Source organism: Bacteroides sp. RCH18, assembly GCF_058231005.1.
Window position 1 is genome coordinate 2,337,899 of the sequence record NZ_JBIPTC010000001.1, and the last position, 19,865, is coordinate 2,357,763.

A 19,865-nucleotide genomic window follows, 5' to 3' on the forward strand; every position below is an offset into this window, starting at 1 on the left:
ATATCTTCTTTAAATATGATTGATTATTTCATTCATTTTATCAATAAATCCCTTCATTTCTTCGCCGGAAAGGACACGTCCTCCATAAATCACCGGTCTGATTTCGCGAATCAACCTGCTGATTTCTTCCACCTCCATCCCCGTCTTCTGAGCGATCCGGTGGAAAGAACGTTCATCGTCCGCCACTTCCTCCACGTCTACCTGAATCTCTCTTCTCAGTACTTCCGCAAAGTAGGTGAACTTCTTATGAACCAGATTGGCATGGTCATTCTTCTGATAATAAAGCGTGCCTATCAACTTGGTAAATTCAAGGGATTTGTTTTCCGGTTCCTGTATGACAGGTATTGCCCGTTGCCGCCTCCGCGCTGTAAACACCATAAAGAGCAAGATAGCGAACATCGACAGATAGATCGCCCAGCGAAGCGGCCTTTGCGACAGAAAATAACGCAAAGGAGATCGCTGCGTCTGTGCAGTCTCCTTCATATATCCTTCGGTGCGGACAATAGGCAGTTCTCCCATCTGCGACAGGATGCGGAATATGTAAGTCGCATTTTTCTCATCCAGCACTCCGTAATTGGTAAAAAGCAAAGGAGTAGAAACCAGAATGATTTCACCCTTCCCCCACGGACGAACCATAGCCACCAACGGATGATAATTGCGGGAAACGGTCATAGAATCCAGTTCATCCAATGCGTGCCCCATACCGCTTGCCAGATTGACCTCCGCCAGTTTACGTACCGGCAGCGAATCATAACGGCGGAAATAGGACTTGCAGAACTGCGGATAAAAACGGAACACCTGCCGAGAATAGACATCCGGATCACCGATCCAATAAATACTGTCCCGCTTTAATAACGAAGCAGCATATTTCTTCAGATCGACCGACCTGAAATAAGAATAGGTACAATCAAACTTCAGCGTATCCTCCAAAGTCTTGGTAAAAGAACTGCTTACCAGCATGATCTTATTTCCCCGGTCCGCCATTTTGAGCAGAGCTTCTATATCCACCCGCCCGAAAGGTAAATTAGTGGCAATCAGTAGTATTCCTTTATTGTGAACGGTATCTTCCTGTTCCATCTGATAAAAAGTCTTTCGGGACAGTGTATATCCCGAAGGCAGGGAAACAGTCAGCAGACTGTCGAACACAGCGCATCCGAAAGGCTGCTCATCGTAATGGCTAAAGGTAGGCACCCATACAAATTTCTTCGGCAGATGATACTCTATGGCAAACATCAGCAGCAGAAAAGCAAGGACAAAGAAGATAAACCAGCGGCTTCCCCTCATGAGCCCCCTCCTTTCCCGATTTCTTCCTGCAAGGATTTCATGGAATTGAACAGTTCCTCCGTACCCTCAAAGTTACCGTAACGAACCCTCAGGAAATGATTGGTCAACTGACGGAAAACGGGCATCCGTACTTCATTGATATACTGTGTCGGTGTTTTATAAGGCTGCCAGTCAATGCGTTTCTCGTCGCTAAGCCGTTTCAATGTCTGCAAATAAAGCAGACGCACCGCCTCCCGATAATCGGAACGGGAAAGCGCATCGGCAATCCCTCCCGAAAAATCCACACCGTAAATCGTATCTTCCCCCACTTCATAAGGTAGTTTATTCTTGGGCGAACGCATGAATAACTCCGGACGCTTCTTATAAACAAACCATATAATCAGGAGCAGAATAATAATGGCCAGACATATTAATATAAGTTCGGAATATTCTTCGGCAAAACGGCTGCCGAATATCTTCCGCAACAATTCCCCAAACTGCCTGCGAAACCATTCAAAGATATTGATTTCAGGAGTTATCAGTTCACGATTGTAGTCATACGCCGATTCGGATTGCCATTTGGCAATCTGCACGGTGTCGCAAACCAATGTATCAGCCGGGGATGTCAGCATCTATTCTGAATTATATATGTTTAGAGTTTATCGAAATTATCAATATCGCTCTCTACAGTTACACTATCTACCACTTCGGAAGCGTGACCATACTGGTAAGCCATTCCGACAAAAGTGAAAATCATGGAAAGATAAGCGCCGAATGCCTGTACAATACCAAGCAGATAAAGGATAAAGCTATATCCTGCCGATACTGTCGTCTCGCTTCCGACATCACTTAATGAGAAGAAGTATTTCACCAGTGTAGCGATATACCACGGCATCATAGTCACTCCCTGCAATACATTAGCAATAAATCCCATGATCAGAGATATCAAGAAGACACCTCCCCAAGTGGCAAAACCCAGCCGGAATGTCTTTTTGAAAGACTCCATCACTGTAATATCTTCAAACAGGTAGATAGGCGCCCATAACGCAAGCGGCACTACAAAAGCGATAAGAAGCGGAATGGTCAGAAACAAGGTGAACAGTGACAGAAACGCCAGCAGACCTACTACAAGCCCCACCAAAAGCATGACTAAGATGGAGAAAAGGGTCATTACAAGCAGTCTCTTGATATTGCGGAACAATAAAGGCTTCAAAATGCCCAACGTGATTCCCTCCAAGCGTTCTTCACGTTCATTATAAGTACGGATCAATGCATAGATCATGGAGGTCAGCAAAATGCTGCCTATCATAAATACAATCATATACAGACCGTAATAGGACATAAATCCCAATAAAGATGCAGTATCCGGCACTGTCGCAGTCTTGGACATAGCAGTCATGGCAAACGCTCCTCCCATCAGTCCGTTCAGACTTAACGCCTGAATAAGGCTTACAGGCAAAAGCAGATAAGTCGTAAACTTCAACAGTATTTTCCAATTCTCTTTTATGAAGTCAAAAGAAGCGTTCAACTTATCACCGAAAGAACGTTTCACGTACATTGCAACCTTAGGTTTCTGTGATTCCATGTTTTTTTCTATTTGGTAAATAAATATAGTAAAAGATGATAAATGCAAGGGATGTAAGGATGATGCCGAGCCTCAGCATATCCGGAAGTTCGGTGTGACGGGTGATAAAGCCTTCGATAAATCCCGCCATGATAAACACGGGCACCGTACCGATTACAATCTTCAGCCCTCTTTTCGCTCCTCTGCGGAAAGATTCGAGTCTCGAATAGGTGCCGGGAAACAGCCAGCCGTTGCCCAAAGCAAGTCCGGCAGCACCGGCTACGATGATCGCCCATATTTCAAGAGTTCCGTGCAGCCAGACGGCAAGTGCCGACTCCCAAAGCAGGTCGTGCTGATAAAAGAACATCTGAAATGAACCGAGCATAATTCCATTCTGAAGAAGTATAAACCCCGTACCAAAACTGGTCAGTATCCCCGAGGCAAAACACAGGAAGGATACTCTTATATTATTGATTGTAATGCCCAGAAACATCGGAGCTTCGGGAGAACCGTTGTATACTGCCATCGGCTCACCTCTGGCAATATTGTCCAATGTCATATCTACATACTGATTGCCCATTATCAAACGTACAAACTCCTGATCATTGGCGGCAGATACTGCCCCGATCAACGCACTGACGGCAAAGATGATAAAAGAGATCAGTAACTCACGCCGTGCATCATGCATGGTCTGCGGCACTTCCCGTGTCCAGAAAGTGATAATGCGTGTCCATTTCTCACGCTTGCTCCGATAGATTTCATTATGCAGGGCTGAAGCGAGATTATTCAAATAAATGGTAATGCGGGAAGTCGGGAAATGGGTCTGTGCAAAAGCAAGGTCGGCAGTCAGTTCCGTATAGGCGTCGGCAAGTTGGTCAGGGGACAGGTTTGCAGCCTGTTCCACCACCTTTTCGGTCCCTTTCCATTTTTCAATGTTCCGACGGATAAACGTAACTTCCTTCATGCTTTTCAGAGATTTCGGATAAGTTTTGTCCGAAACCGGAAGCAAAAGTAAAAGAATTATGATATATTTGCAACTTAAATCTAAAAATGTTTAACCAAGAATGGCAGAATCTACGATTATTACCGGTCAGTTTGTTCGAATCAGCCAAACGCCCGCCAGTATCGGCGAACGATTGCTGGCTTTGGTCATCGATTATTCCCTGATTGTGATTTATCTATATTCTGTGACGACACTCATTGTTAAACTGCATTTATCTTCCGGAGTCGGTACGGTCTTTTTTCTGTGCCTCGTTTATTTGCCTGTACTTCTTTACTCGTTCCTCTGCGAAATGTTCAATCACGGGCAGAGTTTCGGAAAACGTCTGATGAATATACGCGTCGTAAAATCAGACGGTTCTACTCCCAGCATCAGTGCTTATCTGTTGCGCTGGCTTCTCTTCATCATTGACGGTCCCGGCACGGGAGGTTTAGGACTTTTAGTCGTTCTGCTGACTAAAAACAGTCAGCGACTGGGTGATTTAGCAGCCGGAACGATGGTGATCAAAGAAAAGAATTATCGCAAGATACACGTCAGCCTCGATGAATTTGACTATCTGACCAAGAATTATCACCCGACGTATCCACAATCTGCTGATTTATCATTGGAACAGGTGAACGTAATCACCCGAACGCTGGAGTCCGGTGAAAAGGATCGGGTAAGGCGCGTTACGTTACTCGCCAAAAAGGTGCAGGAAATCTTATCTGTTACTCCACGAGAGAATAATCAGGAAAAGTTTCTTCAAACGGTACTTCGGGATTATCAGTATTATGCGTTGGAGGAAATCTAAAATAAGAATTTACACAACACGTATATACACTACCGTCTTCCCAGTCCCATATTTCTGAATAACTCCCTTTTCAATGAAAAGATTCAATTGCCGTATAGCCTGTGTTTTATTCATTCCGGTGATAGCACAATAATCTGCCCGATTGATACAAGGATGTTTCTCCAAAAAGTCCTGCAATCTTTTCAGACATTCTTCTTCTGATATGTTCATATTGGAACGTGTAGGGGAAGATATTCGTTCTAAATCCATTTTAGAGTTCAGTTCTCTCTTATATGTTTGCTTTACCTTTAATTTGATATTTTTCAGATGGACAGATGGAGAGCGCACTTCTTTTCTGTCAGTGATTTCTTTCTCCAAAGAGAGGGTCAGAGAAAAATGCCCCAAATCTCCAAACTCCACAATATATCCTCTGGACAGCAGCGTCTGCAACTCGTCGGTGATCGCTTCCACTGCTCCAACTAATTGCGCATGAGGAATATGGTGCATCATGGATACCCGTTCCACAAACTCTTTGGTTGTATATGTTCCGCTTGGCACTACCCGTGCATGCAGCAACTTCTGTTCTTCGGTACCCTCTTTATCCGGATTCTCATAAAGGTCGTAATAAATGCTCATAAGAATAATTTTATGTTTGGCTGTTAATAACTTATCGGTTACTATTTAAGCAATTAGTCGTTTGCTTGGTTATTTTCTTTCGTTGCACTTAGGTGCAACGAAAGAGTTACCTAGGTGCAACAATTGAAGCACCAACGTGCTTCAATTATCAGACCTTAGTGATACGCAATAAAACAACGAACAAAGATACTAAAAATCTGAAAGCCCCGAAACTATTTTTCACATGGGTGTTTAATAAAATAAGCAGATAGCAGGTACAGTGTATTCTGAGGAACACAGACTGAATTTTACAGCAATGGAAATTACGGATTAATAAAAGCTTTGTGGTTGCTTTTTAATATTCTCTTATACTCCATACTGTACATATCAAATCCTTCCGCCCAATAATTCTTTTTAATGTCATTCAAAACAAACCCTTGTTTTTCATAGAATCTATAGGCTACTTGTGAAGTCCTAACGGTTATCTTTTCAACACTGGAGATAGATTCCAGCACTTCAATTCTATGTTTCAACAGCTTTGTTCCTAGTGATTTACCTTGAAAGGCGGGATGTATCATATCCCAACTTATTTTCCCTATGGTGCCGTTTTCTGCAAAATTTATTCCTCCACACCCAACGATTTCTCCATCAACGAGTAAAACATAGTATTGTTCTATTTCTTCATCCAAATATTTGCTTAAATCATTCGCCTCCTCTTCTGCGAAAAAATCGGGAGTATTCAGCTTGATTAAATTCATTATAGCATCTTTATCTGTTGGCAGATATTCTCTAATTATAATTGATTCGTTGTACTTCATAAAGTGTTTTATTTAAAACTATAGAACAAAGGTACTGCCAATTTACTTGACAGGAAATACCGGAAAGCGAAAACATAAGGATGGAAAAAGAAATAGCCTGAAAGACGCGAATCTTTCAGGCTATATTCCTTTCATTTATCTACAGTGGTGACTAGCGACAATTAGTCCACCTGCCCCAGAGAGTTTCCATATTCCATTTCTCCCTGAACCACAAAAAGGATTTCTTCGGGATCATATTCTCCCATTTCGTCCTTCTTGGCTTCTTTCACGATGTAAGCTACGACCTCTTCCAAGTCGATGTTTACGTAGCCGTCGTTATCGGGCTGAGCGTCAAGAATGCCACTTTCTGAGTAGTACTCGTCTATCAGATCGAGAAAATAGTACAGTTCATCGTCCTCGAACTTCTCTTTCAGTTCCTGAGGCAGATAGTTCTTGATAAACTCGACGGTCTTTTCGTCATCGGCATCTTCTAATAAAAAATCATCTTCCAGTCCCATGGTTGTAAGTATTAAGTAATAAGTATTAAATATTAGACAAAGTCTAGAGAAGGTTCTTCACTTTTTCCACGAATACCGGTTTGGCGACTGCGCCTACCTGCTTGTCTACAATCTCACCATTCTTGAAGAACAAAACAGTAGGAATGTTGCGGATACCATATTCGGCAGCCACATCGCTGTTATCATCCACATCGCATTTACCGATGATGACTTGTCCTTCAAACTCCGCAGCCAATTCTTCAATAATAGGAGCCACCATTTTGCAAGGGCCACACCAGGGAGCCCAAAAATCCACCACAACAGGCTTTCCTTCTGCAAGGATTTCCTTATAGTTGCTGTCTGTAATTTCTAAAGCCATTTCTTTTTAAGTATTAAGTATTAATTATTATGTATTACTTCGTTTGTAGATTTGCGCTACAAAGATAATCAATTTATACGGAATCCAAGTTCGGGGCGCTCCTTTAAATATGTTATTAAATCTCTGCCTACCGAAAGCTTGACCGGACGGGAAATCAGATCGACCGACATACGGCTGTCCGTATCGTCCGTCACCTTGAAATAGAGTTCCGTATTACCGGGATGTTCTTTGGTCAAAGTCGCCAGCTCGGTAATAAGTCCCGAATTTAACACTGACAGAGGAATGATAATGGTGATCTTCTGCACCAGTTCTTCTTTCACATCGGGCAGAAGTTCCATCGAAGTGATCTTGACTTCCAGCTCGTCCTGCCGCCATTGCTTGGCCTGACAACGGGCTTTGATATACAGGAACGTCCCTTCATTCAGATATCCCTGATAAGTCACCCAGTCATTTCCCCAGAAAGGTATTTCCGTAGAGCCCGAATAGTCTTCGATCTTGGCAATGCCATACGGATTACCATTCTTGCTGACTCCACGACGGACACTGGTCACAATGCCACCCATTGTAATCTCCCGGCCTGCCAAAGCCGCCTTATCTTCCAAATCTGCCATACGGGTATTGCAGACGTGATCCAGCACAATCGCGAACTCATCCAGCGGATGGGCGGAAAGGTAGATACCTACCAGGTCGCGTTCCTTGTTCAGACGTTCGAGGTCGCCCCAGCGCTCTACTCCCTGAGGTATTTCGGGGGTGGCGATATCGACGACATTCGCTCCGCCGAACAATGAATTGATGGCAGCTCTCTTGTCTTCCTGATAGCGGTTGCCGTATCGCATTAATGTTTCGAGGAATACTTCGCCCTTAGAGTTGACGGCAAAGTACTGCTCCCGCTTCAATTCGGGGAAACTGTCGAAACCTCCCGCCAACGCCAGACATTCCATATTCTTTTTATTGCAGGCATTCAGATTGACACGTTGTACGAAGTCAAAGATACCTTTGAATGGTCCGTTCTTGGTACGTTCTTCTACAATGCTTTGCACGGCAGCTTCGCCTACGCCTTTCACCGCTCCCAGTCCGAAACGGATATTACCGTCGTGGTTGACCGTAAACTTCAGGTTACTCTCATTCACATCCGGACCGAGCGTCTGGATACCCATTGCCTTGCATTCGTCCATCAGCTTCGTGATATCGGTAATGTTGGACAAACTTCGGCTCATGACAGCCGCCATGTATTCCGACGGATAGTTCGCTTTCAGATAGGCTGTCTGATAAGCCACCCAAGAGTAGCAAGTAGCGTGCGATTTGTTGAACGCATAAGAGGCAAACTTTTCCCAGTCGGTCCAAATCTTTTCAAGTACTTTCGGGTCATGCCCGTTCTTGCGTCCGCCTTCGATAAACTTAGGCTTCATGTGATCCAGCTTATCACGCAGCTTCTTACCCATCGCCTTACGAAGGGCATCGGACTCACCACGGGTAAAGTCCGCCAGCAGACGTGACAAAAGCATCACCTGTTCCTGATAGACCGTAATGCCATACGTATCTTTCAGATATTTCTCCATCACCGGAATGTCATATTCAATCGGCTTACGGCCATGCTTACGGTCGATGAAGTCCGGAATATAATCCATCGGCCCCGGACGATAGAGGGCATTCATGGCGATCAAATCTTCGAAGGTAGAAGGCTGCAATTCGCGCAGGTACTTCTGCATTCCGGCAGATTCAAACTGGAACGTTCCGATGGTACGTCCGTCACTATATAATTTGTAAGTTGCCGGATCGGTAATATCGATCTGGTCTACGTCTATCTCCAGACTACGACTCAGACGGATATTCTCAACCGCCTCCTTAATAATAGACAATGTTTTCAATCCGAGGAAGTCCATCTTGATCAATCCGGTATCCTCGATCACCGAACCTTCATACTGGGTAACGAGCATCTTTTCGCCCGTTTCCTTATCGTCAGCCGTACTTACTGGCACCCAGTCGGTGATGTCGTCACGACAGATAATCGTACCGCAGGCATGCACACCGGTACCACGAACATTACCTTCAAGCATTTTGGCATACTTAAGAGTGTCTCGCACCAACGGGTCGGACGATGCCTCAGCCGCTTGCAGTTCGGGGACGTATTCGATGGCATTCCGCAGGTTCAGCTTCTTGTCGGGGATTTTATCCGGCACCAGCTTTGCCAGACGGTCGGACTCCGAGAGAGGAAGTTTCTGTACACGGGCAACGTCTTTGATAGCCAGTTTGGTAGCCATCGTACCATACGTGATGATATGCGCTACTTTTTCCTGACCATATTTATTGGTTACCCAGCGAAGCACTTCACCACGACCGTCGTCATCGAAGTCCACATCGATATCGGGCAACGAAATACGGTCCGGATTCAAGAAACGCTCGAACAGCAAGTCGTATTGGATAGGGTCGATCTTGGTGATACCCAGACAGTAAGCCACTGCCGAACCGGCAGCCGAACCACGTCCGGGGCCTACCGATACGCCCAGTTCCGAGCGTGCGGCATTGATAAAGTCCTGCACTATCAAGAAGTATCCGGGGAAACCCATCGTTTTCATGATGTACAACTCGAAGTTGAGCCGTTCTTTCACTTCTTCCGACAAAGGGTCGCCATATATTCTTTTCGCACCGTCAAATGCTAACTTTGCCAGATAGTCGCCTTCAAGTTTGATACGATACAGTTTCTCATATCCCCCCAAACGTTTGATCTTGGCTTGTCCTTCCTCTTCGCTCAGCACCACATTACCATTTTCGTCCTGTGTAAACTCATCGAACAGGTCTTTCTCCGTATATTTGGCACGATATCCTTCTTCTGTTCCGAAGTCTTCAGGAATAGCGAAGGTAGGCATGATAGGTGCATGGTCAATCGAATAATATTCGACTTTATCTAGAATTTCCAGCGTATTGCTCAGTGCCTCGGGAACATCTGCAAAGAGTTCATTCATCTCTTCACGGGTCTTCATCCATTCCTGTTTGGTATATAGCATACGGCTAGGGTCATCCAAGTCTTTACCCGTACTCAGGCAGATCAAACGGTCGTGTGCCTCGGCATTCTCTTCATCCACAAAGTGAACGTCGTTGGTGCAGATCAGCTTGATATTATACTTCCGGGCATACTCCTGCAAGTATTTGTTCACATTTACCTGTAGCGGATAACATTCATGATTGGCACGGGGTACAGTCGCCTTATGACGCTGCATCTCCAGATAGTAGTCATCACCAAACAGGTTCTTATACCATTGGATCGCTTCTTCGGCTTCGGCAAACTGCCCTGCGGTAATACGCTTCGGCACCTCGCCACCCAGACACGCCGAGCAGACAATCAGACCTTCGTGATACTTCTCCAGCTCACTGCGGTCGGTACGCGGACGCATATAGTACCCGCGCGTCCACGCGTGCGATACTAATTTAATAAGGTTATGATAACCTTTCTCATTCTTGGCAAGTACAATCAGGTGATAACCGCTTTGGTCCGGCTTCCCTTCTTTCAAGTCCATCGTACGGCGGGCGACGTACATCTCACAACCGATAATCGGTTTAAAGAGCTTGTTCTCCGCCTCCACGATCTTCGCCTTGCAGGCAGCTATCTCCGCCTCCTTATCCTCACACTCCACTGTGCCGGCCTCAATCCCTGCAATCCGCTTCTTCAGATCCTTGATTTCCCCTTTCGGACCGCTATTCTTCTTATTGACATAGTTCGTAAATTCCTTGATGCCGAACATATTTCCATGATCGGTCACGGCAATACCCTTCATCCCATTTTTCATGGCTTTATCTACCAGACGGGCGACACTTGCCTGACCATCCAGTAGAGAATATTGCGTATGAACGTGTAAATGAACGAAATCCTGCATAATGATAAGTAGTTAATTTGAAGGCATAAAATTACTACCTCCCGCGTTATAAACAAAAATAATCCTCAAAAAGTTATCAACACTCGCATTTCTCTGCTCATTTACTTGCTGTTTTTTTAAAATAAGTATATTTTTGCACACAATATCATTAAACAGCATTCATGGGCCGACTAAAAAAATTAAAAAAGATACGTATTCACCGCGAAGGAACACATATATTATGGGCTAGCTTTCTGCTACTGCTACTGATTAATGCGGCCCTTTATTGGGGAATAGATTGCAAAATTCCTTTTTATGTGGTTGCAGTAGCCAGTATTGCAGTATATCTGCTGATGGTTAACTTCTTCCGCTGTCCGATTCGACTTTTCGGGAAAGATACAGAAAAGATAGTCGTCGCTCCTGCTGACGGCAAAATCGTAGTCATTGAAGAAGTGGACGAAAACGAATACTTCCATGACCGCCGGTTGATGATCTCTATCTTCATGAGCATCGTTAACGTACATGCCAACTGGTATCCGGTGGACGGCACCATTAAAAAGGTAGCCCACCACAACGGTAACTTCATGAAAGCATGGTTGCCTAAAGCCAGTACGGAGAACGAACGTTCTACCGTAGTCATAGAAACTCCGGAAGGAGTGGAAGTGCTGACCCGACAAATCGCCGGAGCCGTGGCACGGCGCATCGTCACCTACGCAGAAGTAGGAGAAGAATGCTATATCGACGAACACATGGGCTTTATCAAATTCGGTTCCCGTGTGGATGTATATCTGCCCCTCGACACGGAAGTCTGTGTCAACATGGGACAATTAACGACCGGTAACCAGACGGTTATCGCCAAACTTAAATAATTCGGTCACAATGACAAATGTTATAAAGAACAATATTCCGAATACAGTAACCTGCCTGAACCTTTTCTCCGGTTGTATCGCTTGTGTCATGGCTTTCGAAGCCCGTTATGACTTGGCACTGCTTTTTATTGTTCTGAGTGCAGTCTTCGATTTTTTCGATGGCATGCTGGCTCGTATTCTCAATGCACACTCAATCATCGGAAAAGACTTGGATTCACTTGCAGATGATGTCAGCTTCGGTGTGGCTCCCTCGCTGATTGTATTCTCCTTATTTAAAGAGATGTACTATCCGGCAAATATGGAATTCCTTGCTCCTTACCTGCCATACGCAGCCTTTTTGATTTCCGTATTCTCAGCATTACGACTGGCTAAATTCAACAATGATACCCGGCAGACCAGTTCTTTCGTAGGCCTTCCTGTTCCGGCAAACGCCTTATTCTGGGGATCGTTCGTTGTAGGGGCGCATGACTTCCTCGTTTCCGAGAACTGCCATCCTGTCTACCTTATTTTATTGGTTTGTCTGTTTTCGTGGTTGCTGGTGTCAGAGATACCGATGTTCTCGCTGAAATTCAAGAATCTTTCATGGAATACAAATAAAATCAGTTTCATTTTCTTGATTGTATGTATCCCATTCCTTGTTTTCTTGGGTATCAGCAGCTTTGCAGCGATCATTGTCTGGTATATTTTACTTTCACTTTTTACAAGAAAAAGTAAATAAACAATCTCTTGGCACGTTTGTTGTACTATGAGTTTTATCGAAGTTACAACATAAAATCATAGCCCAATGCATATACTTTTATTCTTACTTCTTTTCCTTGCTGCCATTGTCATATTTGGCCTTTCGATTGTCGGATTTGTATTAAGAGCCATTTTCGGGCTTGGCCGTGGTTCGTCTTCCCGGACGAAGCAGGCAAGGAGTGGACAAACCGGCCAGCAGCAACATCGTCCCAGCTATAACCAAAACACGGACAGCCGTGCCGATAACGAAGAGGAAATCTTCGCTGAAAATAGCCCAAGAACCAAACATAAGAAAATATTCACTCAGGATGATGGTGAATATGTGGATTTCGAGGAAGTAAAATAATATAATATAGAAAGTGGTTAGTAACGTGTAGCCAGCAGTTTACTAATCACTGTTTCATCTTCTCTTAGAAGCGAAAAAATCCTTCATCAATGTGGCACATTCATCTGCAAGGATTCCTTTTACAACGACCGTTTTAGGATGCAGCGCCTGAGCCGCATATCGCTGATACCCACGCTTATCATCTTCCGCACCAAAAACCAGTTTGCCGGTCTGCGCCCAAGCAATGGCACCGGCACACATCACACAGGGTTCTACTGTAACATACAACGTACATTCGTTCAGGTACTTTCCGCCAAGTACGTTGGCAGCAGCAGTGATAGCCTGCATTTCGGCATGGGCTGTCACATCATTCAATGTCTCTGTCAGGTTATGGGCACGGGCTATGATCCGTTCTTTGCAGACAACCACTGCCCCTACAGGGACTTCGCCCCGCTCTGCAGCCTTGCCGGCTTCTATCAATGCCTGTTTCATGAAGTAAGTATCGTCCAGTGTCATCATCAGCGTCTCATGTCATGTTCTCCGAAGAGGGTAGGATAATCTTCTTCCATATTTTTATGGATAAACATGAGAATAGTTTCACGAAGCCAGCGTGACTTATTCGTTATCTTGTATTTTTCCAGATAACGATCGACAATCAACTGCTCGTCTTCGCTCAACAAAATGCTCATCCGCCGTTCCCGTTTGGTATACTCAGCGTGCATTTTCAGGCACTTTTTGCTCCTTTTTCTCATATCTTCTGCAAAATTACTTTTACTTCTGTAAAAACAAAGAATAAAAGCTGTAAATTTGCAAAAAAAGATGGCTGAACACAATGAATTAGGGAAAGCAGGAGAAAATGCCGCAGTAGCCTATCTCGAAGAGCATGGTTATCTTATCCGCCACCGGAACTGGAGAAAAGGTCACTTCGAACTGGACATCGTAGCCGACAAAGAAAACGAATTGGTGATAGTAGAAGTGAAAACACGCAGTAATACTTTGTTTGCCCAACCGGAAGAAGCCGTCGATTTACCAAAGATTAAACGGACAGTACGTGCTGCCGACACATATATAAAACTATTTCAGATTGACATTCCGGTACGTTTCGATATCATCACTGTCATCGGCGAGAACGGAAATTTCAGAATAGACCATATAAAGGAAGCTTTTTATCCTCCTTTATTTTAATAGGAAACAAGTATTTTAACTAAGAGCAAAAACATAAAATCGAAAGACTTATGAATGTAGAAACGATCAGGGAATACTGCTTAAGTAAAAAAGGGGTTACCGAATCATTCCCGTTTGATGATGTATCGCTGGTTATGAAGGTGCTGGACAAAATGTTTGCCCTCATCGACTTGGAAGGAGCCAACTCCATCTCACTGAAATGCGATCCGGAACGTGCCATTGAACTGCGCGAACATTATGCAGGCATTGAAGGAGCCTACCATTTCAACAAAAAATATTGGAATGGCGTTTACTTCGATAGAGATGTAGACGATAAATTAATAAAGGAACTCGTCGATCATTCTTACGAGGAAGTTATCAAGAAATTCACTAAGAAACTGCGTGCTGAATATGATGCCCTCCCCTGATATGTCATTTCCTGTCCCATTGATTCACATCAGTGAGACAAACTCTACAAACAGTTATCTGCAGACTCTTTGTGCCAAGCAACAGGGAGTTGCAGCATTTACGACTGTAGTTGCCGACTTCCAGACATCCGGACGTGGGCAACGTGGCAATTCGTGGGAATCTGAACCCAAAAAGAATCTTCTTTTCAGTTTTGTTCTTTTCCCGGATTTCTTGGAAGCACTCCGGCAGTTCTTGATTTCTCAGATTGTGTCTTTGGCTATTAAAGAGGAACTAGATAGCTATGCTGACGATTTTTCCATCAAATGGCCGAATGATATCTACTGGAAAGACAAAAAAATATGTGGGATGCTGATCGAAAATGATTTGATGGGGCGCAATATCAGTCAGAGTATTTCCGGAATCGGGATCAATGTGAATCAGGAAGTATTCCATAGTACTGCTCCAAATCCGGTATCGCTCCTGCAAATCACAGGAAAGCAGTATGACATTTTCGAAATTCTCAGGAATATCATGCTTCGCGTTCAATCCGGTTATGAATTGCTCCGGAACGGTGACACTGAACTCATAACCCACCGATATGAAAAAGCTCTTTTCAGAAAAGAAGGGATGCATCGGTATAAAGATGCTGATGGAGAGTTCTTTGCGAGAATTATTTGCGTAGAGCCCGAAGGGAAGCTGATTCTGGAAGATGATGCGCAAAGAAAAAGAGGATATATGTTTAAAGAGGTAGAATATTTATTGATATAACACATACATTCTAAACAATAAAACATTACCTTTGAGTTTGCTATATAAAAAACACCTTTAATTTTATGAAGAAAATACAGAATGTCAAGTTACTTGGTCTTTTGACCATTTTATTATTCCTCAACATATCTTGTAAAGATGATGATACTTTACTACGAGGTAGTGGAATTACAGAACAAAGCTGGTCTACTAACCAAACATATTTTGCCTCAGCAGAGCAAACCCTCACTTTTACTTTCACAACCTTGTCTAGCTGGACTGCTCAAAACAGTTCCACTGCATTATTGTCATTAGACAATACAGCAGGAAATTCAGGGGAAAATACCATAAAAGTTACAGTACACAAGTCTTCACAGGAACAGGGCACCATTACGATTAAAGTAAATGGATATTCATCTGCCAGCAATATCAAAATCCAGTTGAGCGATGATGATGTGCAAGGTTACGAGATTAACTATAGTGTGGATCAATATTTAAAAGAAATGTATTTGTGGAATGATGAATACAAAACATTAACTCCTAATTTCAGTCAGTCCTATAATGAGTTCCTGGAAAATACATTGATGGGCATGAAGACTAATACTCTAGATAAAAAGCTATATAATAATGGCAACCAATCATATTATTCTTTATTCTCATTTATCCAAAAGCTAGATCCAGACTTGCAATCTTCCCGCAGTGCAAAAGAGAAAAAAACACTAGAATACAATTATGGATTTGTTAATCTATTACCTGTTCAATATAGTGAAACACTTGTATTTCTTGCAGTACAAGGAGTGCATAAAGAATCATCCGCAGCAAAAGCTGGAATCAAGCGGGGAGTTGAAATAACAGAAATCAATAATCAAAAGATAACAACTAGTAATTGGAGAAACAGCTATTCAAAGCTATGGAAACCTTCTTCCACGTCTACTATAGAAGTGAAAGACAGAGAAGGAAACACTTACACTATTGATTCCAGTCCTATTTATGCAAACCCAATTATTTATAATCAAGTTAATAATAACATTGGGTATCTAGTATACTCTGCATTTGAATCAGGCTTCGACCAGGAACTATTTGATGTATTCAAGGATTTTAAGACTAAAGAAATTTCCGACTTAATATTAGACCTTCGCTACAATGGAGGAGGAGATGTAACATCTGCTAATCTTATAGCAAGTTGTATCGCAGGAGAGGCTTGTAAAAACGAAGTATTCGCTACATATAGATATAATGATGAACGCATGAAAATTCTTGGAGGCCAGCGTCCTATTAAAATATTCGAATATACTAAATATGCAAATCTGAATAATATTTCTCTTTCTGCTGGCGGACTAAATTTATCACGGGTCTTTTGTCTCGTAACTAATAATTCAGCATCAGCAAGTGAGTTAGTAATTAACTCCCTAAGAGGAATTGGCATTAATGTTATCCTTATCGGCACAACCACACATGGAAAAAACGTAGGTATGGAAGGGGTAGAGCTTACTGCAGGAACAGACAAATACTTACTTTTCCCCATCACTTTCCAAGCCTACAATGCTAAAGGTTTTGGCGATTTCGAAAAAGGCTTTACACCTAATTACGAAAAAGATGAGGATAATCCCAATGGACAGAATTTTGAAGGATATGGAGAATTTGGGACAAATAATGATCCGCTATATGCCCAAGCTATAAGTTTGATAACAGGAAATGATTTAGCTAGTACTATTACAAGATCCACCAATCAGACTAAGTGCAAAGCTATAGCTAAACCGAACTTAAATCGCATAGGAATGTTTAAATAAATAAGACCTTGCCAACCAACTATTATTCTATTAGATAATTAAATGGAAAGAGGTGAACCGCTCAGCGATTCACCTTTTTCTCTATCCTCAAAATCTTATCTAACGTCTTCTGAGCCTCCGTCGATGGGAACCGTAGCACTACTTTCTGTAAAGAGCTTCGTGCTTTCTCATATCCGGTAGCAAACAATTTCGACAACCCGTCCCGATAACGTGCATATTGCATTTTTGTCGGTGAAGAAAGCTTTTTGTAGTCACTTTCCAGTTTTTTCTTCTCCTGCTCCGCCATCAGATAATAATAATTACCGAGAAAAATATTGGCTGCCAGATTATCCGCATCCAACTTCAATATATTCTCGTACATACGCAACGCATCCTTCTCCTGTCCACGACATACCTGCATTTCGGCAACAGCCTCCAGATAATCTACATTATCAGGGTCCTTCTGCGACAGTTCTTTATAAAACAAAAAGGCTTTATCATAATTCCGATTCTTCTTATAGGCAAGAGCCAACTCATTAGAAAGTTTCGAGCTGATCTCACTACTCTTGTCTATACTCGTCCAATAGAACATTTCCGAGCGGTCTATATTCAGACTGATAGCCTGACGGAAATAGCTAACCGCCTGTCCATGCTGTCCGGCCTCAATAGCAGCCGTGACTTTATGCAACATTTCATCGGCCGTCTGTGCATTCAGCATCAGCGGCAACGAAAACAAAGAAAAAAGAAGGAGAGTTAAGGTTTTCATAATCAGTTACATTGTTTCTAGTTCGTGACACGCAAAGATACAATAAAATAATAAAATATGTACCTTTGTTCGCAAAAAGAACAATCTATTTGATAAAAGTGTTTCTACAAGATGATAAATAAAAAGACAACCTCCGAAAACAGACGAATATTACAGATTGCCGTACCATCGATTATTTCGAATATTACCGTGCCATTGCTGGGACTTATCGATGTCACCATCGTAGGACATCTCGGCTCTCCGGCATATATCGGGGCGATTGCCGTAGGAGGAATGTTGTTCAATATCATCTACTGGATCTTCGGATTCCTACGTATGGGAACAAGCGGCATGACCTCACAAGCCTACGGGCAGCATGACTTAAACGAAATCAACCGGTTACTGATACGTTCTGTCGGCGTCGGACTCTTTATTGCCCTATGCCTGCTGATCCTTCAATATCCTATCCTTAATGCGGCATTCACACTCATACAGACTACAGAAGAAGTAAAGCAACTGGCAACTACCTATTTCTATATCTGTATTTGGGGAGCTCCGGCAATGCTGGGCCTTTATGGATTTGCAGGCTGGTTTATCGGAATGCAAAACTCACGCTTCCCGATGTATATTGCCATCACGCAGAATATTGTCAATATTATCGCCAGTTTGTCTTTCGTCTATCTCTTGGATATGAAAGTGGCAGGAGTCGCTGCCGGAACCCTTATCGCACAGTATGCAGGTTTCTTTATGGCCATACTATTGTATATGCGTTATTACAGCACACCCCGAAAACGTATTGTATGGAAAGACATCATACAGAAGCAGGCAATGTACCGTTTCTTCCGGGTAAACCGTGACATCTTTTTCCGTACCCTCTGCCTGGTAATCGTAACGATGTTCTTCACCTCTGCTGGAGCTGCACAGGGAGAAGTCGTTTTGGCAGTAAATACACTGCTGATGCAATTGTTCACGCTCTTCTCTTACATTATGGATGGATTCGCCTATGCAGGGGAAGCGTTAGCCGGGCGCTATATCGGCGCAAGAAATCAAACGGCTCTCCGCAATACGGTCAATCACCTTTTCTATTGGGGCATCGGACTTTCGGCAGCATTCACCCTTTTATATGCAATAGGCGGAAAAGGATTTCTCGGGTTACTGACAAATGATGTTTCGGTAATAAGCGCCTCAGACACTTACTTTTATTGGGCGCTCGCCATCCCATTGACAGGTTTCTCCGCTTTCTTATGGGATGGTGTGTTTATCGGCGCCACCGCCACCCGCCAGATGCTTTATTCGATGTTGGTTGCTTCCGTCAGCTTTTTTATTATCTACTATGCCTTCCACAATCTCTTGGGAAATCACGCTTTATGGCTGGCTTTCATCACTTACCTTTCATTGAGGGGAATCGTGCAGACCTTCATCGGAAGAGAAATAGTGAAGAAAGCGATATAAAAGTTATCGCGCAACTATGAGGTCTATCCAACAAATTATCTCTATATTTGCAGTAAACTAAATGTAAAAAGATATGGCAAAGTATAAAAGAATTCTGCTGAAGCTCAGCGGAGAAAGCCTGATGGGGGAAAAACAATACGGCATCGACGAAAAAAGACTGGCGGAATACGCCGCACAAATCAAAGAAATCCATGAACAGGGAGTACAAATCGGCATCGTTATCGGCGGCGGAAATATCTTCCGTGGACTAAGCGGAGCCAACAAGGGCTTCGACCGTGTGAAAGGTGACCAGATGGGTATGCTGGCAACTGTCATTAACAGCCTTGCATTAAGTTCCGCATTAGTAGCAGCCGGAGTGAAGGCCCGTGTACTTACAGCAGTCCGCATGGAGCCGATCGGTGAATTCTACAGCAAATGGAAAGCGATTGAATGCATGGAAAACGGTGAAATCGTTATCATGTCCGGCGGTACGGGAAATCCTTTCTTTACCACAGACACCGGCTCTTCACTGCGCGGCATCGAAATCGAAGCAGACGTAATGCTGAAAGGTACCCGCGTAGACGGCATCTACACAGCCGACCCGGAGAAAGACCCTACAGCTACAAAATTCAGTGACATCACATACGATGAAGTACTGAAACGCGGTCTGAAAGTGATGGACCTCACAGCTACCTGTATGTGCAAGGAAAACAACCTGCCGATTGTTGTTTTTGACATGGACACGGTAGGAAACCTCAAAAAAGTAATCAGCGGAGAAGAAATAGGAACAGTAGTACACAACTGATCCTGACTCCCTGCCAATATACCCGGGGCTGACTAAAAAGGATATAATCAGCTTTCAGACTTTTTAGTCAGCCCCGATAACTTTCTCTCTCCACATTCCTTTTGTTGACTTGCATATACATCATTAAGA

General features: G+C 43.4%; 22 protein-coding genes. 10 read left to right on the top strand and 12 right to left on the bottom strand.

Features of this window, described 5'->3' with window-relative positions; genetic code table 11:
• Positions 1 to 9: 9 nt before the first annotated feature.
• The 4 genes from ACHLI0_RS09395 to ACHLI0_RS09410 are packed head-to-tail and all read right to left on the bottom strand — an operon-like array spanning position 10 to position 3,791.
• On the bottom strand, positions 10 to 1,284 hold the full coding sequence (locus ACHLI0_RS09395; protein ID WP_490748958.1) for a DUF4350 domain-containing protein: 1,275 nt from the start codon (positions 1,282 to 1,284) through the stop codon (positions 10 to 12).
• Positions 1,281 to 1,895 carry a DUF4129 domain-containing protein gene (locus ACHLI0_RS09400; RefSeq protein ID WP_490748959.1) on the bottom strand — a complete coding sequence of 205 codons (615 nt, stop codon included), beginning with the start codon at positions 1,893 to 1,895 and terminating at the stop codon, positions 1,281 to 1,283. The genes ACHLI0_RS09395 and ACHLI0_RS09400 overlap by 4 nt, the downstream gene beginning before the upstream one ends.
• 20 nt (positions 1,896 to 1,915) lie before the next feature.
• Positions 1,916 to 2,848: a hypothetical protein gene (locus ACHLI0_RS09405; RefSeq protein ID WP_016268646.1), complete on the bottom strand. Its 933-nt coding sequence runs from the start codon at positions 2,846 to 2,848 to the stop codon at positions 1,916 to 1,918.
• The gene (locus ACHLI0_RS09410) at positions 2,829 to 3,791 is read right to left on the bottom strand and encodes a stage II sporulation protein M (protein ID WP_055220261.1); all 963 of its coding nucleotides are present in this window, start codon (positions 3,789 to 3,791) and stop codon (positions 2,829 to 2,831) included. The genes ACHLI0_RS09405 and ACHLI0_RS09410 overlap by 20 nt, the downstream gene beginning before the upstream one ends.
• A 100-nt stretch (positions 3,792 to 3,891) precedes the next feature.
• On the opposite strand from ACHLI0_RS09410, the gene ACHLI0_RS09415 reads away from it, so the two are divergent.
• Complete coding sequence (locus ACHLI0_RS09415) at positions 3,892 to 4,617, top strand: RDD family protein (RefSeq protein ID WP_016268648.1); 726 nt, start codon at positions 3,892 to 3,894, stop codon at positions 4,615 to 4,617.
• Between the two features lie 9 nt (positions 4,618 to 4,626).
• On the opposite strand, the gene ACHLI0_RS09420 is transcribed toward ACHLI0_RS09415, so the two are convergent.
• The 5 genes from ACHLI0_RS09420 to dnaE all read right to left on the bottom strand — a co-directional run bounded on the left by ACHLI0_RS09420 (position 4,627) and on the right by dnaE (position 10,756).
• Positions 4,627 to 5,232 (bottom strand): HU family DNA-binding protein, encoded by a 606-nt coding sequence (locus ACHLI0_RS09420; RefSeq protein ID WP_225679655.1) that lies wholly within the window; start codon positions 5,230 to 5,232, stop codon positions 4,627 to 4,629.
• 302 nt (positions 5,233 to 5,534) lie between these two features.
• Positions 5,535 to 6,029, bottom strand: a complete 495-nt coding sequence (locus tag ACHLI0_RS09425; RefSeq protein WP_490748960.1) for a GNAT family N-acetyltransferase — start codon at positions 6,027 to 6,029, stop codon at positions 5,535 to 5,537.
• Between the two features lie 161 nt (positions 6,030 to 6,190).
• Entirely contained in the window at positions 6,191 to 6,526 is a 336-nt protein-coding gene (locus ACHLI0_RS09430; protein ID WP_008759609.1) for a hypothetical protein, read from the bottom strand.
• Positions 6,527 to 6,569: 43 nt separating this feature from the next.
• Positions 6,570 to 6,884, bottom strand: a complete 315-nt coding sequence (gene trxA / locus ACHLI0_RS09435) for a thioredoxin (RefSeq protein ID WP_008759608.1) — start codon at positions 6,882 to 6,884, stop codon at positions 6,570 to 6,572.
• 68 nt (positions 6,885 to 6,952) lie between these two features.
• On the bottom strand, positions 6,953 to 10,756 hold the full coding sequence (gene dnaE, locus ACHLI0_RS09440; RefSeq protein ID WP_490748961.1) for a DNA polymerase III subunit alpha: 3,804 nt from the start codon (positions 10,754 to 10,756) through the stop codon (positions 6,953 to 6,955).
• 161 nt (positions 10,757 to 10,917) lie between these two features.
• On the opposite strand from dnaE, the gene ACHLI0_RS09445 reads away from it, so the two are divergent.
• The 3 genes from ACHLI0_RS09445 to ACHLI0_RS09455 all read left to right on the top strand — a co-directional run bounded on the left by ACHLI0_RS09445 (position 10,918) and on the right by ACHLI0_RS09455 (position 12,688).
• Positions 10,918 to 11,604, top strand: coding sequence for a phosphatidylserine decarboxylase family protein (locus ACHLI0_RS09445; protein WP_490748962.1), 687 nt, complete (start codon positions 10,918 to 10,920; stop codon positions 11,602 to 11,604).
• A 10-nt stretch (positions 11,605 to 11,614) separates the two neighbouring features.
• Positions 11,615 to 12,322: a CDP-diacylglycerol--serine O-phosphatidyltransferase gene (pssA, locus tag ACHLI0_RS09450; RefSeq protein ID WP_008759605.1), complete on the top strand. Its 708-nt coding sequence runs from the start codon at positions 11,615 to 11,617 to the stop codon at positions 12,320 to 12,322.
• A 66-nt stretch (positions 12,323 to 12,388) separates the two neighbouring features.
• A complete protein-coding gene (locus tag ACHLI0_RS09455) occupies positions 12,389 to 12,688 on the top strand; it encodes a DUF4834 family protein (RefSeq protein ID WP_414203029.1) in 300 nt (99 codons plus the stop codon).
• Positions 12,689 to 12,742: 54 nt separating this feature from the next.
• Here the strand turns inward: ACHLI0_RS09455 and ACHLI0_RS09460 are convergent, their stop codons facing one another.
• On the bottom strand, positions 12,743 to 13,183 hold the full coding sequence (locus tag ACHLI0_RS09460) for a nucleoside deaminase (RefSeq protein ID WP_008759603.1): 441 nt from the start codon (positions 13,181 to 13,183) through the stop codon (positions 12,743 to 12,745).
• Between the two features lie 2 nt (positions 13,184 to 13,185).
• Complete coding sequence (locus ACHLI0_RS09465; protein ID WP_008759602.1) at positions 13,186 to 13,419, bottom strand: hypothetical protein; 234 nt, start codon at positions 13,417 to 13,419, stop codon at positions 13,186 to 13,188.
• Between the two features lie 67 nt (positions 13,420 to 13,486).
• Here ACHLI0_RS09465 and ACHLI0_RS09470 point away from each other — a divergent pair, with 67 nt between their 5' ends.
• From ACHLI0_RS09470 to ACHLI0_RS09485, 4 genes are all read left to right on the top strand, one after another.
• Positions 13,487 to 13,852 (top strand): YraN family protein, encoded by a 366-nt coding sequence (locus tag ACHLI0_RS09470; RefSeq protein WP_490748963.1) that lies wholly within the window; start codon positions 13,487 to 13,489, stop codon positions 13,850 to 13,852.
• Positions 13,853 to 13,902: 50 nt separating this feature from the next.
• Positions 13,903 to 14,259 carry an MmcQ/YjbR family DNA-binding protein gene (locus tag ACHLI0_RS09475; protein ID WP_008764003.1) on the top strand — a complete coding sequence of 119 codons (357 nt, stop codon included), beginning with the start codon at positions 13,903 to 13,905 and terminating at the stop codon, positions 14,257 to 14,259.
• Positions 14,243 to 15,007 (top strand): biotin--[acetyl-CoA-carboxylase] ligase, encoded by a 765-nt coding sequence (locus tag ACHLI0_RS09480; RefSeq protein ID WP_490748964.1) that lies wholly within the window; start codon positions 14,243 to 14,245, stop codon positions 15,005 to 15,007. The genes ACHLI0_RS09475 and ACHLI0_RS09480 overlap by 17 nt, the downstream gene beginning before the upstream one ends.
• A gap of 65 nt (positions 15,008 to 15,072) precedes the next feature.
• Complete coding sequence (locus tag ACHLI0_RS09485) at positions 15,073 to 16,776, top strand: S41 family peptidase (RefSeq protein ID WP_490748965.1); 1,704 nt, start codon at positions 15,073 to 15,075, stop codon at positions 16,774 to 16,776.
• A gap of 61 nt (positions 16,777 to 16,837) precedes the next feature.
• On the opposite strand, the gene ACHLI0_RS09490 is transcribed toward ACHLI0_RS09485, so the two are convergent.
• Entirely contained in the window at positions 16,838 to 17,521 is a 684-nt protein-coding gene (locus ACHLI0_RS09490) for a tetratricopeptide repeat protein (protein ID WP_490748966.1), read from the bottom strand.
• Between the two features lie 111 nt (positions 17,522 to 17,632).
• On the opposite strand from ACHLI0_RS09490, the gene ACHLI0_RS09495 reads away from it, so the two are divergent.
• Both ACHLI0_RS09495 and pyrH read left to right on the top strand, forming a co-directional pair.
• The gene (locus tag ACHLI0_RS09495) at positions 17,633 to 18,952 is read left to right on the top strand and encodes an MATE family efflux transporter (RefSeq protein ID WP_490748968.1); all 1,320 of its coding nucleotides are present in this window, start codon (positions 17,633 to 17,635) and stop codon (positions 18,950 to 18,952) included.
• 73 nt (positions 18,953 to 19,025) lie between these two features.
• Positions 19,026 to 19,736 (top strand): UMP kinase, encoded by a 711-nt coding sequence (gene pyrH / locus ACHLI0_RS09500; RefSeq protein WP_008759596.1) that lies wholly within the window; start codon positions 19,026 to 19,028, stop codon positions 19,734 to 19,736.
• Positions 19,737 to 19,865: the final 129 nt, after the last annotated feature.

What these genes read in the sequence shown, in the direction of transcription:
- ACHLI0_RS09420 (WP_225679655.1), bottom strand. Translation starts at nt 5,232, where the DNA reads ATGAGCATTTATTACGACCTTTATGAGAATCCGGATAAAGAGGGTACC.
- trxA (WP_008759608.1), bottom strand. Translation starts at nt 6,884, where the DNA reads ATGGCTTTAGAAATTACAGACAGCAACTATAAGGAAATCCTTGCAGAA.
- ACHLI0_RS09470 (WP_490748963.1), top strand. Translation starts at nt 13,487, where the DNA reads ATGGCTGAACACAATGAATTAGGGAAAGCAGGAGAAAATGCCGCAGTA.
- ACHLI0_RS09395 (WP_490748958.1), bottom strand. Translation starts at nt 1,284, where the DNA reads ATGAGGGGAAGCCGCTGGTTTATCTTCTTTGTCCTTGCTTTTCTGCTG.
- ACHLI0_RS09400 (WP_490748959.1), bottom strand. Translation starts at nt 1,895, where the DNA reads ATGCTGACATCCCCGGCTGATACATTGGTTTGCGACACCGTGCAGATT.
- pyrH (WP_008759596.1), top strand. Translation starts at nt 19,026, where the DNA reads ATGGCAAAGTATAAAAGAATTCTGCTGAAGCTCAGCGGAGAAAGCCTG.
- ACHLI0_RS09415 (WP_016268648.1), top strand. Translation starts at nt 3,892, where the DNA reads ATGGCAGAATCTACGATTATTACCGGTCAGTTTGTTCGAATCAGCCAA.
- ACHLI0_RS09490 (WP_490748966.1), bottom strand. Translation starts at nt 17,521, where the DNA reads ATGAAAACCTTAACTCTCCTTCTTTTTTCTTTGTTTTCGTTGCCGCTG.
- ACHLI0_RS09405 (WP_016268646.1), bottom strand. Translation starts at nt 2,848, where the DNA reads ATGGAATCACAGAAACCTAAGGTTGCAATGTACGTGAAACGTTCTTTC.
- ACHLI0_RS09480 (WP_490748964.1), top strand. Translation starts at nt 14,243, where the DNA reads ATGATGCCCTCCCCTGATATGTCATTTCCTGTCCCATTGATTCACATC.
- ACHLI0_RS09445 (WP_490748962.1), top strand. Translation starts at nt 10,918, where the DNA reads ATGGGCCGACTAAAAAAATTAAAAAAGATACGTATTCACCGCGAAGGA.
- ACHLI0_RS09495 (WP_490748968.1), top strand. Translation starts at nt 17,633, where the DNA reads ATGATAAATAAAAAGACAACCTCCGAAAACAGACGAATATTACAGATT.
- ACHLI0_RS09475 (WP_008764003.1), top strand. Translation starts at nt 13,903, where the DNA reads ATGAATGTAGAAACGATCAGGGAATACTGCTTAAGTAAAAAAGGGGTT.
- ACHLI0_RS09465 (WP_008759602.1), bottom strand. Translation starts at nt 13,419, where the DNA reads ATGAGAAAAAGGAGCAAAAAGTGCCTGAAAATGCACGCTGAGTATACC.
- dnaE (WP_490748961.1), bottom strand. Translation starts at nt 10,756, where the DNA reads ATGCAGGATTTCGTTCATTTACACGTTCATACGCAATATTCTCTACTG.
- pssA (WP_008759605.1), top strand. Translation starts at nt 11,615, where the DNA reads ATGACAAATGTTATAAAGAACAATATTCCGAATACAGTAACCTGCCTG.
- ACHLI0_RS09485 (WP_490748965.1), top strand. Translation starts at nt 15,073, where the DNA reads ATGAAGAAAATACAGAATGTCAAGTTACTTGGTCTTTTGACCATTTTA.
- ACHLI0_RS09455 (WP_414203029.1), top strand. Translation starts at nt 12,389, where the DNA reads ATGCATATACTTTTATTCTTACTTCTTTTCCTTGCTGCCATTGTCATA.
- ACHLI0_RS09460 (WP_008759603.1), bottom strand. Translation starts at nt 13,183, where the DNA reads ATGACACTGGACGATACTTACTTCATGAAACAGGCATTGATAGAAGCC.
- ACHLI0_RS09430 (WP_008759609.1), bottom strand. Translation starts at nt 6,526, where the DNA reads ATGGGACTGGAAGATGATTTTTTATTAGAAGATGCCGATGACGAAAAG.
- ACHLI0_RS09425 (WP_490748960.1), bottom strand. Translation starts at nt 6,029, where the DNA reads ATGAAGTACAACGAATCAATTATAATTAGAGAATATCTGCCAACAGAT.
- ACHLI0_RS09410 (WP_055220261.1), bottom strand. Translation starts at nt 3,791, where the DNA reads ATGAAGGAAGTTACGTTTATCCGTCGGAACATTGAAAAATGGAAAGGG.